This is a genomic window from Limnochorda sp., assembly GCF_047459355.1.
GTDB lineage: Bacteria > Bacillota > Limnochordia > Limnochordales > Limnochordaceae > Limnochorda.
In genome coordinates, this window is sequence record NZ_VSCV01000002.1 from 88,380 (window position 1) to 102,359 (window position 13,980).

At 71.4% G+C, this 13,980-nt stretch carries 14 protein-coding genes; 3 read left to right on the top strand and 11 right to left on the bottom strand.

Features of this window, described 5'->3' with window-relative positions; all coding sequences use genetic code 11:
* Positions 1-58 precede the first annotated feature (58 nt).
* The 8 genes from aroE to FWJ67_RS01665 all read right to left on the bottom strand — a co-directional run bounded on the left by aroE (position 59) and on the right by FWJ67_RS01665 (position 4,421).
* Positions 59-973 (bottom strand): shikimate dehydrogenase, encoded by a 915-nt coding sequence (gene aroE / locus FWJ67_RS01630; RefSeq protein ID WP_304174787.1) that lies wholly within the window; start codon positions 971-973, stop codon positions 59-61.
* Between the two features lie 3 nt (positions 974-976).
* The gene (gene rplI, locus FWJ67_RS01635; RefSeq protein ID WP_414481749.1) at positions 977-1,525 is read right to left on the bottom strand and encodes a 50S ribosomal protein L9; all 549 of its coding nucleotides are present in this window, start codon (positions 1,523-1,525) and stop codon (positions 977-979) included.
* 28 nt (positions 1,526-1,553) lie between these two features.
* Positions 1,554-2,561 (bottom strand): DUF2232 domain-containing protein, encoded by a 1,008-nt coding sequence (locus FWJ67_RS01640; protein ID WP_304174792.1) that lies wholly within the window; start codon positions 2,559-2,561, stop codon positions 1,554-1,556.
* A complete protein-coding gene (locus FWJ67_RS01645) occupies positions 2,558-2,839 on the bottom strand; it encodes a MazG-like family protein (RefSeq protein ID WP_304174794.1) in 282 nt (93 codons plus the stop codon). Before FWJ67_RS01645 ends, FWJ67_RS01640 begins: the two co-directional genes overlap by 4 nt.
* A 154-nt stretch (positions 2,840-2,993) precedes the next feature.
* Positions 2,994-3,218, bottom strand: coding sequence for a 30S ribosomal protein S18 (rpsR, locus tag FWJ67_RS01650; RefSeq protein ID WP_304174796.1), 225 nt, complete (start codon positions 3,216-3,218; stop codon positions 2,994-2,996).
* Positions 3,219-3,263: 45 nt separating this feature from the next.
* Positions 3,264-3,659 carry a single-stranded DNA-binding protein gene (locus FWJ67_RS01655; RefSeq protein ID WP_304174798.1) on the bottom strand — a complete coding sequence of 132 codons (396 nt, stop codon included), beginning with the start codon at positions 3,657-3,659 and terminating at the stop codon, positions 3,264-3,266.
* Positions 3,660-3,734: 75 nt separating this feature from the next.
* The gene (rpsF, locus tag FWJ67_RS01660) at positions 3,735-4,067 is read right to left on the bottom strand and encodes a 30S ribosomal protein S6 (protein ID WP_304174800.1); all 333 of its coding nucleotides are present in this window, start codon (positions 4,065-4,067) and stop codon (positions 3,735-3,737) included.
* Positions 4,068-4,202: 135 nt separating this feature from the next.
* Positions 4,203-4,421, bottom strand: a complete 219-nt coding sequence (locus FWJ67_RS01665; RefSeq protein WP_304174802.1) for a DUF951 domain-containing protein — start codon at positions 4,419-4,421, stop codon at positions 4,203-4,205.
* 209 nt (positions 4,422-4,630) lie between these two features.
* On the opposite strand from FWJ67_RS01665, the gene FWJ67_RS01670 reads away from it, so the two are divergent.
* From FWJ67_RS01670 to FWJ67_RS01680, 3 genes are all read left to right on the top strand, one after another.
* Entirely contained in the window at positions 4,631-5,668 is a 1,038-nt protein-coding gene (locus FWJ67_RS01670; protein ID WP_304174804.1) for a peptidyl-prolyl cis-trans isomerase, read from the top strand.
* Between the two features lie 85 nt (positions 5,669-5,753).
* Complete coding sequence (locus FWJ67_RS01675; RefSeq protein ID WP_414481751.1) at positions 5,754-7,865, top strand: hypothetical protein; 2,112 nt, start codon at positions 5,754-5,756, stop codon at positions 7,863-7,865.
* Between the two features lie 53 nt (positions 7,866-7,918).
* A complete protein-coding gene (locus FWJ67_RS01680) occupies positions 7,919-9,592 on the top strand; it encodes a formate--tetrahydrofolate ligase (RefSeq protein WP_304174808.1) in 1,674 nt (557 codons plus the stop codon).
* Here the strand turns inward: FWJ67_RS01680 and pheA are convergent.
* From pheA to gcvPB, 3 genes are read right to left on the bottom strand one after another with little or no spacing between them, the layout of a single operon-like run.
* Positions 9,589-11,589, bottom strand: coding sequence for a prephenate dehydratase (gene pheA, locus FWJ67_RS01685; RefSeq protein ID WP_414481752.1), 2,001 nt, complete (start codon positions 11,587-11,589; stop codon positions 9,589-9,591). The genes FWJ67_RS01680 and pheA overlap by 4 nt on opposite strands.
* Positions 11,582-12,460, bottom strand: coding sequence for a biotin/lipoate A/B protein ligase family protein (locus FWJ67_RS01690; RefSeq protein ID WP_304174812.1), 879 nt, complete (start codon positions 12,458-12,460; stop codon positions 11,582-11,584). Before FWJ67_RS01690 ends, pheA begins: the two co-directional genes overlap by 8 nt.
* Positions 12,457-13,974, bottom strand: a complete 1,518-nt coding sequence (gene gcvPB / locus FWJ67_RS01695; protein ID WP_304174814.1) for an aminomethyl-transferring glycine dehydrogenase subunit GcvPB — start codon at positions 13,972-13,974, stop codon at positions 12,457-12,459. The genes FWJ67_RS01690 and gcvPB overlap by 4 nt, the downstream gene beginning before the upstream one ends.
* Positions 13,975-13,980 lie beyond the last annotated feature (6 nt).

Genomic DNA, 13,980 nt, shown 5'->3' on the forward strand with positions numbered 1-13,980 from the left:
CCATCCCCTCCTCCCACCCGTTGCCCCGTCCTTATACAAGGTTTCGGCGGGATGGAGCCTATCTTGAGCCGGCGGGGCCGCCCCCTCCCGGGGAGCGGCCGTCCCCGTTCCCCAGAAAGAGGCCGGCCCCGGCGAGGGCCGCTTTCATCGTCTCTAAGGGCGCCTCCACGCCCGTCCAAAGCCGGAACGCTTCGGCTCCCTGGTAGAGGAGCATCCACTCCCCCGGGAGGACCCGGTACCCCGCCCGGGCCGCCGCCCGCAAGAAGGGGGTTCCCCCGGGGGCGTAGGCCAGATCGGCGACCAGCGCCTCCGGGGGCAGGACCTGGTAGGGGAGCCGTTCCCAGGGCCCCGCGGCCCCGGCGCTGGTCGCCTGGACCACCAGGTCGTGGCCCGCCAGGAGGTCGGCCCACTGGGACCGATCCTCGGGCCAGGCGTGGGCCCTCACTGGCACGCCAGCCGCCATCGCCACGTGCCGGGCCAGCTCCTGGCCCCGGGGCAGGGTCCGGTTGGCCACGGTCATGGCAGCCACCCCCCGCTCCGCCACGGCCATGGCCACCGCCCGGGCCGCCCCGCCCGCCCCCAGGAGGAGGACCCGACGGCCCGCCAGCTCAGTGTGGGCCCCCTCGGCCACTGCCCGGCAGAAAGCGGGGCCATCGGTGTTGTAACCCAGAATGCGATCCCCTTCGAAGACCAGGGTGTTGACCGTACCGGCGCGGGCGGCTTCAGGCGCTAGCCAGTGGGCCGTGCGGGCGGCCTGCTCCTTGTGGGGCGCGGTGACGTTGGCCCCCCGGGCCCCCAAAAGACGGAGGGCTTCCACCGCCTCTGGGAAGCGGCTTGCCTCCACCCGCGCGGCGATGTAGACGTAGGGGAGGCCCGTCGCCTGGAACGCCGCGTTCTGCATGACCGGTGAGAGGCTGTGGGCCACCGGATCCCCCAGGAGAGCCAGCAGCCGGGGCTGCCAGGGGCCAGCCACGGTTCAGCCCTCGGTCTCAGCCTCGCGCCCGTCGCCCGGCGCCTCCGCCTCGGCCTCGGCGGCGGGCTCGCTGGCGGCCGGCTCCTCCGCCGGCGCCTCTTCACCGCCCTCGGCCTGGACGACCACGGTGACCGTCGCCTCAATCTCGGGCGCGAAGCGGACGGTGACCTCCCGGCGCCCCACGCTCTTGATGGGCTCGTCCAGCTGAATCTTCCGCCGGTCAATCTCCTGGCCAATGGCGGCCTGGATGGCGTCAGCCACGTCCTGAGCCGTCACCGACCCGAAGAGCTTGCCGCTCTCCCCCACCTTGGCGGTGATGAGCAGCTCCAGGCCCGCGATCCGCTGGGCCAGCTCCCGCATCTGGGCCTCCTCCCGGGCCCGCTCCCGGGCCCGCACCCGACGCAGATGCTCCACCTGCTTCAGGTTCCCCTTGGTGGCCTCCATGGCGAGACCCCGGGGGAAAAGGTAGTTCCGGGCGTACCCAGGCTTCACATCAACGATGTCGCCCTTCTCGCCCAGGTCCTGCACGGTCTCCTTCAAAATGACCTTCACCGCGTCACCCCTCCCAGAGCGGCGGGCCTCACGACCCACCCTCCCGCTGCAACTTCCGGAAGTCCAGCCAGGCGTCGAGCATGCCCAGCCAGGCCACCGGTTCCATCAGGGGCAGGAAGGGGGTGAGGAGCAGCACCGTGATCAGCAAACGCCCCCCCTTGCCGACGCCCCACTTGGCCAGATAAAACCAGAGAACGGCCAACCCTTCCACGAAGAAGACGTAGGTAAAGATCAAGACCAGATTGACGCCGATGGCGGCCAGCCGGCCCTCAGGGTCGGCGAGGCGCCCGGACCGGGTTCCCATCAGGAGCAGCTGGCCCAGAATGTACCCCCAGGCCAGGACCCAGGGGAAGCGCCACCGGATAAAAGGCTTCCCCGGCCGGAGGGGCCGTCCCAGGGCCTGGAGCCACCGCCCCGTCAGCCACTGGACCCCCACCGACCAGAGGCCGGTGGTCACCACCAGGCCCGCGGGAAAGAGGAGCTGGATCCCCTGGGCCATGCTCTCCACCAAGGCTTCCCAGTTCTCCAGCTGGCCCGGCGGCCCGCCGGCCACCTCCGCCGCCCGCCGGAGCCCCTCCTCCACGGTGGCCCGCCAGCCCTCCACCGCCGCTTGGAGGAGGTCCACCTGGAAGAGCCACCGCCCGCTGAGCCAGGCCGTCAGGACCATGGCGATCACCAGGCCGCCGGGGGCGAGGAGGGTCACCCCCTGGTGCCGGTCGGACCGGTAGAGAAGGCCCCCCACCAGCCCCATGGCCACCGGGAGGAGCGCCAGCAGCGTCACGCTCGCCAGGACCGCCCCATGGCGGCTCACGTCCATCCCGAGGACCCACACCCCGGCCACGGCCGCGGCCACCGCCGCCGCCCCCCAGCCCACCCCGGCTCGCCACCCGCGCAGGTCGGTGACGACGGCGATGGGCACCGGCACGAAGAAGAGGACCAAGGGGAGGAACTGGCCGAGAAAGGCCAGGGCTGGCGCGAGCAGGCCCACACGCCACAGGGGCGTGTGCGGCGGCTCCAGAGACGGCTTAGCACTCATCGGCGGCGTGACTCCCACAGGTATCGCTCCAGGGCGGAGAAGTCGCCGTACCACCGTTCCAACTGGTGCTCCTCCTCCAGGTTGGCCCGGACTTGGGCGACCACCCTTCGCTCCAGCTGGTCAAAGTCGGTTCCCAGGCGGCGGGCCAGGACCGCGGTGACGATGATGACCGTCGCCATCGATTCGGCCATCCGCTCCCCGTCGCCCTCCAGGCTCGCCCGGAGGAGCGCGGCCACACTGGCCACCAGCTCCGCCTTGAGCCACTCAACCGTCTTCACATGCCGTGCCAGACTTCCCTGCGGACCGGGGAAGGACAGACGCGCCACCTCCTCGAAAGCGCGTCTCCCCCCGCCGCGGTCTGGAGTGGACGACCCCCTCCCGGCCCCGGCTGGGCCAGGGAGGGCCTGCAGGCTGGCCTGGGAACCGTCCGGCTCAGTCGATGGTGAAGGGCAAGAGCGCCATAATCCGGGCCCGCTTGATGGCCCGGGTCATCTGACGCTGATGCCGCGCGCAGTTGCCGTTGATCCGCCGGGGCAGGATCTTCCCCCGCTCCGTCAGATACCGGCGCAGACGCCCAGCCTCTTTGTAGTCAACGTACGGAATCTTGTCCACGCAGAAGGCGCAAACCTTCTTGCGCCGTCTCCGGTTCCGTGCCATGGTCTCCTCTCCTCCTTCCCAGCGGCCTCACCGCCGCCCAACGGCTTAGAACGGCACGTCGTCCTCCGTCAGCAGGTCATCACCGGCCGGATCCATCGCCTCGGCCCCATCCACGCTCCGGCGGGGCGAGTCGAGGAAGCGGACCGTGTCCGCCACAACCTCCGCGGCTTTCCGACGGGTCCCATCGGACGCGTCGTAGGAGCGGATCTGCAGCCGGCCTTCCACCGCCACCAAGCGTCCCTTGCTCAGGTTGTTGGCCACGGTCTCAGCCAGCCGACGCCAGGCGACCACGTCGATGAAGTCGGTCTCCCGCTCACCCTGCTGGTTGGTGAAGGGCCGATCGACGGCCAGGGTGAAGTTGGTGACCGCAATGCCGCTCTGGGTGTAGCGCAGGTCTGGATCGGCCACCAGACGGCCGATCAGGATGATCCGGTTGAGCACCCTATCCCTTCCTTTCCTGGGCTCGCCCGCAAGGTCGGGGGAAAGCGCGGCCCAGGAGGGACCGACGGCTCCAGGCTAGGACGGCAGGGCGGCCTGCTTCTTCAGCTCCCGCTCCTTCGCCTCATCCCGGATGATCAGGTGCCGGACCACCCCTTCGGTCAGCTTGAGCAGCCGGTCGATCTCGCGGGTGGCCTCGCTCTCCGCCCGGAACTGCACGACCACGTAGAAACCTTCGTGGAGCTTGTTGATCTCGTAGGCCAGCCTCCGGCGGCCCCACTTGTCCAGATGGTCCACCTCACCCTTGTGGGCCGCGATCACCTGCTTGAGCCGTTCGAGGAGAGGATCGATCTGGGTCTCCTCGTCCAAGGTGGGCTCCAAGAGGAGCATCAGCTCGTAGGGACGCACCACCCTGGCACCTCCTTCCCCCTGGACATAATGGCTCCAGGTGCGCAGACCTGGAGCGGGGCAGACAGGTGCATTATACCACCGGGGCCTAGAGGACGGAAGGGGTGACCGGGGTGAGGGCGGTCCCCCGGAGAGGGATCAGAGGAAGGGTCCCGGTTCTTCGATCCCCCGCTTGACGAACTCCTTCACGCTCCGTTCGAACCGGGCACGGGGGACCAGGACCACCCGGCCGCACCCCTGGCAGCGGGCGCGGATGTCCATCCCCACCCGCATCACTTCCCAGGTGTCGGCCCCGCAGGGGTGCTTCTTGCGCAAGCGGACGATGTCACCGAGGTAGAACTTGGTCGGTAGTCCCATCAGGTCTCACCCTCTTCACCCTTCGCCGCTTCACCCTTCGCCGCCCGCCCGGCGGGCCCTCTTCCACCAGGGCCAGGAAGGGTCTGGGAGGTGATCCAGCCCCTCCCCGGGGTGTTGGGAAGTGCCGAAAGGATTCCCCTCCTGGCCCCGGAAGAACCGGACGGGGCGTGCAGTGGCTCAGGCGCCCGAGAGAGGAAGGGTTCGAGCGGATGATTGATTGGTTGCGCCATCGGAAGAGTTGGCTTCTGGGCGCCGTGGTCCTGGTCCTGGCCGCGTCGGCGGTGCTGGTCGAGCCGTGGGTCCGGGCGGCCGGGGGCGACGTGGTGGCTGAAGTGAACGGCCAGCCCATCACCCGGGATGCCTTCTACCAAGCGCTGGAGGCGGCGGTGGGCGCCCAGGTCTTGGACCAGCTGATCACCGAGGCGGTGGTCCTCCAGGCGGGGGCGGAGCTGCCCGAACCGGTCACCGACGAGGTGGTCGCCGAAGCCCTGGCCTCCCTGCGGAGCGCCTATCCCAGTGAGGCCATCTACCAGGCGACCCTGGCCGCCTACGGGCTGGACGAGGCTCAGCTCGCCCACCAGCTCCGCCTCAGCCTCATCTTGGAGCGGCTGGCCACCCGGGACGTGGTCGTGACCGACGACGAGGTGGCGGCCTACTTCGAAGAGCATGCCGAGGCGCTGGCCCACCCCGAGCGGGTCCGCGCCCGCCACATCCTGGTCGAGACGGAGGAGGAGGCGGAGGCCATCATCGAACGGCTGGAGAAGGGGGAGCCTTTCGAGGAGCTGGCCGCCCAGCACTCCCTGGACCAGGCCACCCGGGCGACGGGCGGGGACGTGGGCTTCTTCAGCCAGGCGGACAACCTGGTGGATGCGTTCAAAGAGGCGGCCTTCGCCCTGGAGGTGGGCGAGGTGAGCCCGCCCGTCAAGAGCCCCTACGGGTACCACGTGATCCAGGTGACCGAGCGGGAGGAGGCCCGACCTGCCACCCTCGAGGAGGAGGCCCCAGGGATCCGGGAGCGGCTGGTCCGGGAGAAGGCGACCCCCGTCTCCGAGGTCTTGAACCAGCTCCTGGAGCAGGCTGAGGTGGTCATCCACTGGGACCGCTACCGGGCCCTTCAGCCCGCCGGTGAGGCTGCGGGAGCTGAGCAGCCTGCCCAGGATGAGGCCCAGGAGGCCGCCGCCCAAGACTCGGGCGGTGCGCCGGCGGACAGACGCCCCGAGTCCCAGGCGAAGCAGGGGGAAGACTAACCCCGCCTGGGGGTGGGGGCCTCTGAGCGACGGTTTCCAGCGTCTCATGGCGGCCCTCCTGGTCACGCTCTGGAGCCTGGCAGGCGTGCTGCCGCCGGCCGGCGCCCAGGGGACGGACCCGGGGGGCCGCCTCCTGCTCGTCCTGGCTGAGGCGTTCGGCTGGGAGGACTTGGGGGATCCCCCCGGCTCGGCCCTGGGGGATTGGGGGACCCGGGCCGCGGTGGGGGTGGTGACCGTCGCCCCGGGGGATCCAGCCGACCCGTGGACCCGCCTGCTCTCCCTGGGGGTGGGGCGCCGGACGCCCTTCCCTCGCACCCCCCTGCCGCCGGCGGCCTTGCCCGAGGCGGAGCTTCCTGGCGGTGAAGAGGCCCGGGCGGTGTGGACCGGCTTCACGGGCCGCGCCGTGCCCGACCGGGCTGGCCTCCTCCTCTTCTTGCCCCCCACCCTCCTCCCCCAGGGGAGCACCCTGGGCGATCACTTGCGCTCGGCGGGCGTCAGCACCGTCCTTATCGGAGGCGGGGGAACATCTGAGGAAGCGCCCGCAGCAGGGGCGCTCCTCACCGGCTCCGACGGCTTGGTGCTGGGGGCCGTCGTGCCCGAGCCGGTGGCGGCCGACCCAGCGTGGCCCGGTGGCCTCCGGACCGACTGGAAACGGCTGGACCAGCTGGTCCGGGGGGCGGCCGACGCCCGGCTCCTGGTGATCCAGTGGTCGGACCTGGGCCGGCTTCAGGTGTGGGAGAGCCTGGTCCCGCCCGAGCGCTACCGGGCCTTGCGGGAGGAGGCCCTGGCCGGCCTCCTCGGGTGGCTGGAGGCGGCGGCCTCCCGGGTGGCCAGCGCCGGGGGGAAGGTCATGCTCCTGGCCACCGCCCCACCCCGCTCCCTGCCCTCCCGCTCGCCGGCGCCCCTGATCCTCTACCCCCACGACCCACCGGCGCTGGTCACCTCCGGCAGCACCCGGCGCCCCGGGGTGCTGGACCCGGGGGATCTGGCCCCTTCCATCCTGGCCTTGCTGGAAGCCGGAACTTCGTGGCCGGGCGAGGGCCGGGCCCTGGTCACCCAGGCCGACCCCCACCCGTACGGGACCCTGGACCGCTTCTACCGGACCGCGGTGGGGGTCTCCCAGCTCCGGCGTCCCGTCCTCCATACCTACATCATCATCGTAGGCAGCCTGGTCCTGGCCGCCTCCCTTCTCCTGGCCCTGGCGCCCGATGTGCCCCCGCCCCACCCTGCCCGCCGCGTCCTGGACTTCGGCCTCCTGGTGGCGGCAGCGGCCCCCCTGGCCATGCTGGCCCCGCCCCTGGTGACCACCGACGGGCGGGTCCACCTGGCGCTGGTCATCTTGCTGAGCCTCCTCATCGCCGGCCTTCTGGGCGCCGGGGTCCCGGCCGCCTGGCGTTTTCCGGTGCTGGCGGGGGCCACCTTCCTCGCCCTGCTGGCCGACACCGTCGCAGGGGCCCCCTTGCAGCAGCACGCCTTCCTGGGCAATGACCCCCTGGGCGGCGCCCGCTACTACGGGGTCGGCAACGAGTACATGGGGATTCTCCTGGGCAGCGGCCTGGTGGTGGCGGGCGCCTTCTGGGAGTGGCGCCCGACGGTCCTGGCGCGCCTGGCCGGGTTGGCGGTCCTGGCAGGCCTGGTGGTGGTCCTCGGCTCGCCCCGCTGGGGGGCCAACGTGGGCGGCACCATCGCCTCCCTCTTCGGCGCCGCCTACCTTCTCCTCCGCCTGGGCCGGCGGCCTCCCCGTTGGTCCCACCTGCTCCTCCTGGCCACCGGCACCTTGGCGGCGGTGGGGCTGGTGGGCCTGGTGGAGGCCCTGCTGGTGGAGGCCGGCAGCCGGTCCCACTTGGGTCAGCTGGTGGCCCGGATCCTCCAGGAGGGCTGGCGGCCCCTGGGCGAGGTCGCGCTCCGGAAGGCGGCGACCAACCTGAAGCTGGTCCAGTACACCATCTGGAGCCGGGTGCTCATCGCCACCCTGATCGCCTTCGTCATCCTCCTCTACCGGCCCGTGGGCCTCTTCCGCCAGCTCACCGCCCAGAAGCCCTACCTGGGCCGGGGGATCGAGGCGGCCCTGGTCGGGGCCCTGGTGGCCCTGGTGGCCAACGACTCGGGGGTGCTGGCCGCGGCCACGGCCATGATCCCCACCATGACCACCCTGCTCATGGCCCTCCGGTCGGTCCGGACATCGGCGGGGGCCTGAAGGGGCGATCTGGCCGCCTGCCGTATACAGGAAGGGGAGGGGAGGCGGCTCACGTGCCGACGGACATCGAAATCGCCCAAAAGGCGCGCCTGCGCCCCATCGGAGCCATCGCCGAGGCGTTGGGCCTGGAGCCCGATGAGTGGGAACCCTTTGGCTGGTACAAGGCGAAGATCACCTGGAGCGGGCTGGAGCGGCGCCTCGCCCAGCCCCGGCGGGGCCGGCTCATCTACGTCACGGCCATCACCGCCACACCTGCGGGCGAGGGGAAGACCTGCACCGCCATCGGGCTCACCCAGGCCCTGGGACGGTTGGGCCACCGGGTCTCGGTCTGCCTGCGGGAGCCGTCCCTGGGGCCCACCTTTGGCATCAAGGGCGGAGCCGCGGGCGGCGGCTACGCCCAGGTGGTGCCCATGGAGGAGATCAACCTCCACTTCACCGGGGACATTCACGCGGTGGGGAGCGCCCACAACCTGCTGGCTGCCGTCATCGACAACCACCTCAGCCAGGGGAACACCCTCCGCCTCGATCCCAACCGGATCCTGTGGCGGCGGGTGGTGGACATGAATGACCGGGCTCTCCGGCAGGTGGTGATTGGGCTGGGTGGCCCGGCCAACGGCGCGGTCCGGGAGAGCGGCTTCGACATCACCGTCGCCTCGGAAGTGATGGCCATCCTCTGCCTGGCCCGGGATCTGGAGGATCTGAAAGAGCGGCTGGGACGGATGTTGGTCGCCTACACCATGGACGGCGAGCCCGTCTATGCCCGGGATCTGGGGGTCCACGGGGCCATGGCCGCGCTCTTGCGGGACGCCCTTCGCCCCAACCTGGTCCAGACCCTGGAAGGGCAGCCCGCGTTCATCCACGGGGGCCCCTTCGCCAACATCGCCCACGGGAACAACTCCATCCTGGCGACGGAGCTGGCCCTGCGCCTCTCCGACCTGGTGGTGACCGAAGGAGGCTTCGGCGCCGACCTAGGCGCGGAGAAGTTCTTCAACATCGTGCACGGCTTCTCGGGCCTCACCCCGGAGGTGGCCGTCCTGGTTGCCTCGGTCCGGGCCCTCCAGATGCACGGTGGTGTCTCCAAGGAAGACCTGGGCCGGCCCAACCCCGCGGCGGTGGAGCGAGGCCTGCCCAACCTGATCCGCCACATCGAAAACCTTCACCGGTTCGGGCTGCCGGTGGTGGTGGCCATCAACCGGTTCCCCACCGACACGCCCGAGGAGGTGGCGGTCATTGTGGCCGCCTGCCGGGAGCGGGGCGTGGCCGCGGCCGTCTCAGAGGTGGTGGCCCACGGGGGCGCTGGGGGCGTGGCCTTGGCCGAGGCCGTCCTCCAGACCCTGGACCAGCAGCCGGCCCGGTTCCAGCCTCTGTACGATTGGTCCCTGCCCATAGAGGCCAAGCTGGAGCGGCTGGCCACCCAGATCTACGGTGCCGACGGGGTGGAGCTCAGTCCCACCGCCCGTCGCCAGATCCGGGAGGCGGAGCGCCGCGGCTGGGACCGGCTCCCCCTCTGCGTGGCCAAGACCCAGCACTCCCTCTCGGACGATCCCAGCTTGAAAGGAGCCCCCAGCGGGTGGCGGCTCCGGGTGCGGGAGATCCGCCCCTCCCTGGGGGCTGGGTTCCTGGTCTGCTTGGCCGGGGAGATCCTGACCATGCCCGGGCTCCCCGCCCACCCGGCGGCAGAAAAGGTGGACGTGGACCGGTCCGGCCGGATCTCGGGGCTCTTCTAAACCGCTCGGGCCGCGGCCCGGACCAGAATGTCCGGCCGGCGGAGGCGCTGGCCCTCCCACTCCACCTCGATGGTGGGCCAGTCCTGGGGCTCCGTCAGCCACTGGGGCCCGTCGGGGGTGGCCAGCATGGTGTCCTCCGACTTGGTCCCGGTGATGGACGGGTTCCAGGCGTAGGCCTGGTAGGCCTCCACCTCCCCCTCCCGGCCTGGCATCAGGAGCCAATCCCGCCCCTCGTAGCCCGTGGGCCCGCCCTGGTGGTGGCGCTGCCACTCTCCGGGGAAACCTCCGGCGGCATAGGCCCGGGTCATGGTCTCCCAGAGGTGCGCGTAGGGCGTGCCCACCCGGGTCGCGAGGAAGAGGGCGGCATCCACGGTGCAGCAGGCCCGGTGCCGCCGGCGGAGTTCCTCGTCCAGGGGCGCGAAGGAGACCAGGCGGGTCAGGTTGGCGATGAGGCCGTGCCGCCGGGCGCAGGCCACCAGCATCACCCGCTGGTGGACCCGGTTGGCCGTCGGCAGGGGGTGCCGGTGCTGCTGGAGGCGCTCGTCGCCCGCCACCAGGATGACCGTCGGCTCGATGCCTCGGGCCCAGAAGGCCTCCTCCATCTGGGCGGCGATCTCCCACTCGGTCTGGCCCGGCAGGATCCGGCGGGCCACCATCTCCAGCACCTCCGAGGCCTCCAAGCCCAGCTGGCGGTAGCGGGCCTGCTCCTCAACGGTCAGGGGCACCCGGAGCCGCTGCAGCTCCTGATGGACCACGGGCGTGCCGTAGCCGCCCCCGTCGGAGACAGCCTTTCCCGTAAGAAGGGCCGGGGTGGGGTCGCTCTCGGGCTCCCACCAGTTGAAGGCCTCCACCTGCCAGCCGTGGCCGGGCAGCTCCTCCTGGAGCATCCGCCCCGCCTCGATGTTGTTGGTGACGACGGTGCAGCTCCCCTTACGGACCACGATCCAGCTCTCGCCGAGATCGGTCGCCTTGGGGATGTGGCTGCGGGCCCCGCCAGTCAGCCAGGCGAAGTTGTCCCGGCGTTGAAGGAGGAGGGCATCATACCCCTTCTCGTCGAGCCATCGTTCGATGCGGTTCAGCTTCTCCCGGACCTCCCCGGGGAGGCCGGCCGTTGCCCGTTCGGTGGTCACGATCCGTCCCTCCTGAAGCTCCCACACGGGGTACTCGCCCAAGACGCGGACCGCCCCCGCGACGGAGCGTAATGCCTCAAGGCCCTGGATGACCCGGGGCTCCCCCAAGGCGCCGTCCACCTCGGTGAAGAACCGGTAGAGCCCCAACCGGTCACCCACGGGCCGGGATTCCAAGCGGGTCAGGTTGACGCCCCACCGGGCAAAGCCCGCCAGGGCGCGGTACAGGTTGCCTGGGCGATCGTGCTCAAAACCGAAGACGATGGCGGTCTTGCGCGGGGCGCCGGGCAGCCCCGGGGAGGCCGCCGGGGCCAGGAGCCAGAACCGGGTCCGGTTGCTGGGCCGGTCCTGAACGTGGGGGTGGAGGACCACCAGGCCGTACCGCTGGGCGGCCCGGGAGCCGGCCACACAGACCTCGGGGCCCGAGCCCAAGGCGACCCGCCGGGCGGCCTCGGCGGTGCTGGCCACCGGGACGGGCTCCGCCTCGGGGAGGAGGTGGGCCAAGGTGTTGCGGCACTGGCCCAGGGCCTGGGGGTGGGAGAGGACCCGGAGGGGAGCCCCCTTCCCCGTCAGGCGCTGGCCCGGCCGGCCCAAGAGGTGGTGCTCCACGGGGAGCACCCATTCGGCCCGGACGGCCACCTGGGGTGTTTCCGCCAGGAGATCCAGCACCCGGTCGACGCTCCCCTCAATGGAGTTCTCCACCGGAACCACGGCAGCATGGAGCTCCCCAGCCACCAGAGCCAGCACCAGCCGGTCCAAGGTGGGCTGGGGCTGGGACCGGAGATGGGGCCACAGGCTCCGCAGGGCTTCGGCCGCCGCCTCACTGTGGCTCCCCTCGGGACCCAGGTACCCCACCCGGAACTCACCCATGACCGGCGGCCTCCTCCTCGGCCGGCTCCATCCCGTCCCAGGTCCAGGCCGGGGTGGCGTACTTCGCCACCTCCAGCCGCCGGGCCAGCTGAGCCTCCTCCCCGGTCAGGTTCCCCGGTTCGAGGCGCCACCCCAGGGCCCGGGCGAAGCCCTCCTGAAGCGCGGCGGCCCCTTCCTCGAAGGGGACGGGGCGGCCCAGGACCTCCTCCAGGCTGGTGGCCGCCTGGAGCACGCCTTGATGGGTCCCCGCCACCAGGCGGGCGACTTGGGCCCGGTCGATCCGCAGGGGGAGGCTCCCGTGCTGGAGGAGACCGCCAAAGCGGCGGAGCTGGGCGCTCCCCACCAGCTTCTTCCCTTGGGCGGCCAGCTCGTACCAGCTGGGGGCCTCAAAGCAGAGGCTGCTGGCGCCCGCTCCCGAGGAGGCGGGCTTGGCCGTGGGTTGGAGGAACTCGGGGGTGATTCCCAAGAGCCGCAAGCCTTCGGCCAGGCCCCGGCTGAGGATCCGGTAGGCGGCTGTGACGCTCCGGGGCAGGCCTACGGCTTCCGGAAGGATCACCGCGTAGGTCACCTCGTCCCCGTGGAGGACGGCCCGGCCACCGGTGGGCCGGCGGACCAGGCCGATCCCCTCGGCCTGGAGGATTTCCAGGCGGACCTGCCCCCCCAGGGACTGGAACCGGCCGACGGACAGGGCGGGCGGCTGCCACCGGTAGAAGCGCAAGGTGGGCCGGGCCCGCCCCTGGCCGACGGTCCGCAAGAGGGCCTCGTCCACGGCCATGTTCCAGGCCGGCGATCCGGTCATCGGGGGGAGGAGGCGGACCCGCAACCCCTCCATCCCCGTCTCCTGGGGAAGGGCTTGGGGCGCTGACCTCACGGGGTGAGCTCACCCCCGGCCAGAGGCCAGCAGAGGTTGGGGCGCCGGGCCGCGCCCGCCTCGTCGAGCCGGCGAACCACCGTCCGGTGGGGTGCCTCCCGGAGGAGGTCCGGGTCGGTCTCGGCCTCCTGCCGGATGGCGGCCACCGCGTCGGCGAAGGCGTCGAGGGTCTCCAGGGTCTCCGTCTCCGTCGGCTCCACCATGAGGGCCTCCTCCACCACCAGGGGGAAGGAGACCGTGGGCGGGTGGAAGCCGTAGTCGAGGAGGCGCTTGGCGATGTCCAGCCCCCGCACCCCCAGGCGCCGCCAAGGGGCGGCCGACACCACGAACTCGTGCATGCACGGGCGATCGTAGGGCACGGCAAAGTGCTCCCGCAGCCGGCTGAGGAGGTAGTTGGCGTTCAGCACCGCATCTTCCGACACTTGGCGCAAACCTTCGGGCCCCATGGCCAGAATGTAGGCGTAGGCCCGGACCAGAACCCCGAAGTGCCCGTAGAAGGCCCGCACCTGCCCGATGCTCTGGGGCCGGTCGTAGACCAGGCGGAAGCGGTCGCCCTCCTTCTCGACCAGGGGAACGGGTAGAAACGGCGCCAGCTTCTCCGTGACCACGATGGGGCCCGCCCCCGGGCCGCCCCCGCCGTGGGGGGTGGAGAAGGTCTTGTGCAGGTTGAAGTGGACAATGTCAAAGCCCATGTCGCCCGGGCGGGAGATGCCCAGAATGGCGTTGGCGTTGGCCCCGTCGTAATAGAGAAGGCCCCCCGCCTCGTGGACCAGGGCGGCGATCTCCAGGATGTTCTCGTCGTAGAGGCCCAGGGTGTTGGGGTTGGTCAACATGAGCCCGGCGGTGCGGGGGCCCACCGAGCGGCGGAGGACGTCCAGGTCCATACCCCCTCGCGCATCGGAGGGGATCTCCACCACCCGGTAGCCGGCCATGCTGGCGCTGGCCGGGTTGGTTCCGTGGGCCGAGTCCGGGATGAGGATCTCGTCCCGGGGCGGCGCCCCTGGCTGGGCATGGGCGGCGTGGTACGCCTTGATGAGCATCAGACCCGTCAGCTCGCCGTGGGCGCCCGCGGCCGGTTGGAAGGTGGCCCGGTGGAGGCCGGAGATCTCACAGAGCCACTGCTCCAGCTCCCACATGAGGCGCAAGGCCCCCTGGACCGTCTCCGCCGGCTGGTAGGGGTGGAGGCGGCTGAAGCCCGGCAGGCTGACGAACTCCTCGTGGACCTTGGGGTTGTACTTCATGGTGCAGGAGCCCAGGGGGTAGAAGCCCGTGTCCACCGAGAAGTTCCGCTGGGAGAGACGGGTGTAGTGGCGGACCACCTCGGGCTCCGAGACTTCGGGCAAGGCAGGGGGTGCTTCCCGCCGGAGGGAGGCGGGCACCAGGCGGTCCAACTCGGGCAGGGGACCGTCCGGAGCGGGAAGATCGAGGGCTCGCCGGCCCGGCGCTCCCCGCTCGAAGATCAGGGGTTCGGGGCGATGGGGGATGGCTGGGGGAGACTGGGTCTTCCCGTCCATGGCGAG

Excerpts from the sequence above, each read along its gene's own strand:
- FWJ67_RS01640 (WP_304174792.1), bottom strand. The coding sequence starts at position 2,561 with ATGAGTGCTAAGCCGTCTCTGGAGCCGCCGCACACGCCCCTGTGGCGT.
- FWJ67_RS01670 (WP_304174804.1), top strand. The coding sequence starts at position 4,631 with ATGATTGATTGGTTGCGCCATCGGAAGAGTTGGCTTCTGGGCGCCGTG.
- gcvPB (WP_304174814.1), bottom strand. The coding sequence starts at position 13,974 with ATGGACGGGAAGACCCAGTCTCCCCCAGCCATCCCCCATCGCCCCGAA.
- FWJ67_RS01665 (WP_304174802.1), bottom strand. The coding sequence starts at position 4,421 with ATGGGACTACCGACCAAGTTCTACCTCGGTGACATCGTCCGCTTGCGC.
- pheA (WP_414481752.1), bottom strand. The coding sequence starts at position 11,589 with ATGGGTGAGTTCCGGGTGGGGTACCTGGGTCCCGAGGGGAGCCACAGT.
- rpsR (WP_304174796.1), bottom strand. The coding sequence starts at position 3,218 with ATGGCACGGAACCGGAGACGGCGCAAGAAGGTTTGCGCCTTCTGCGTG.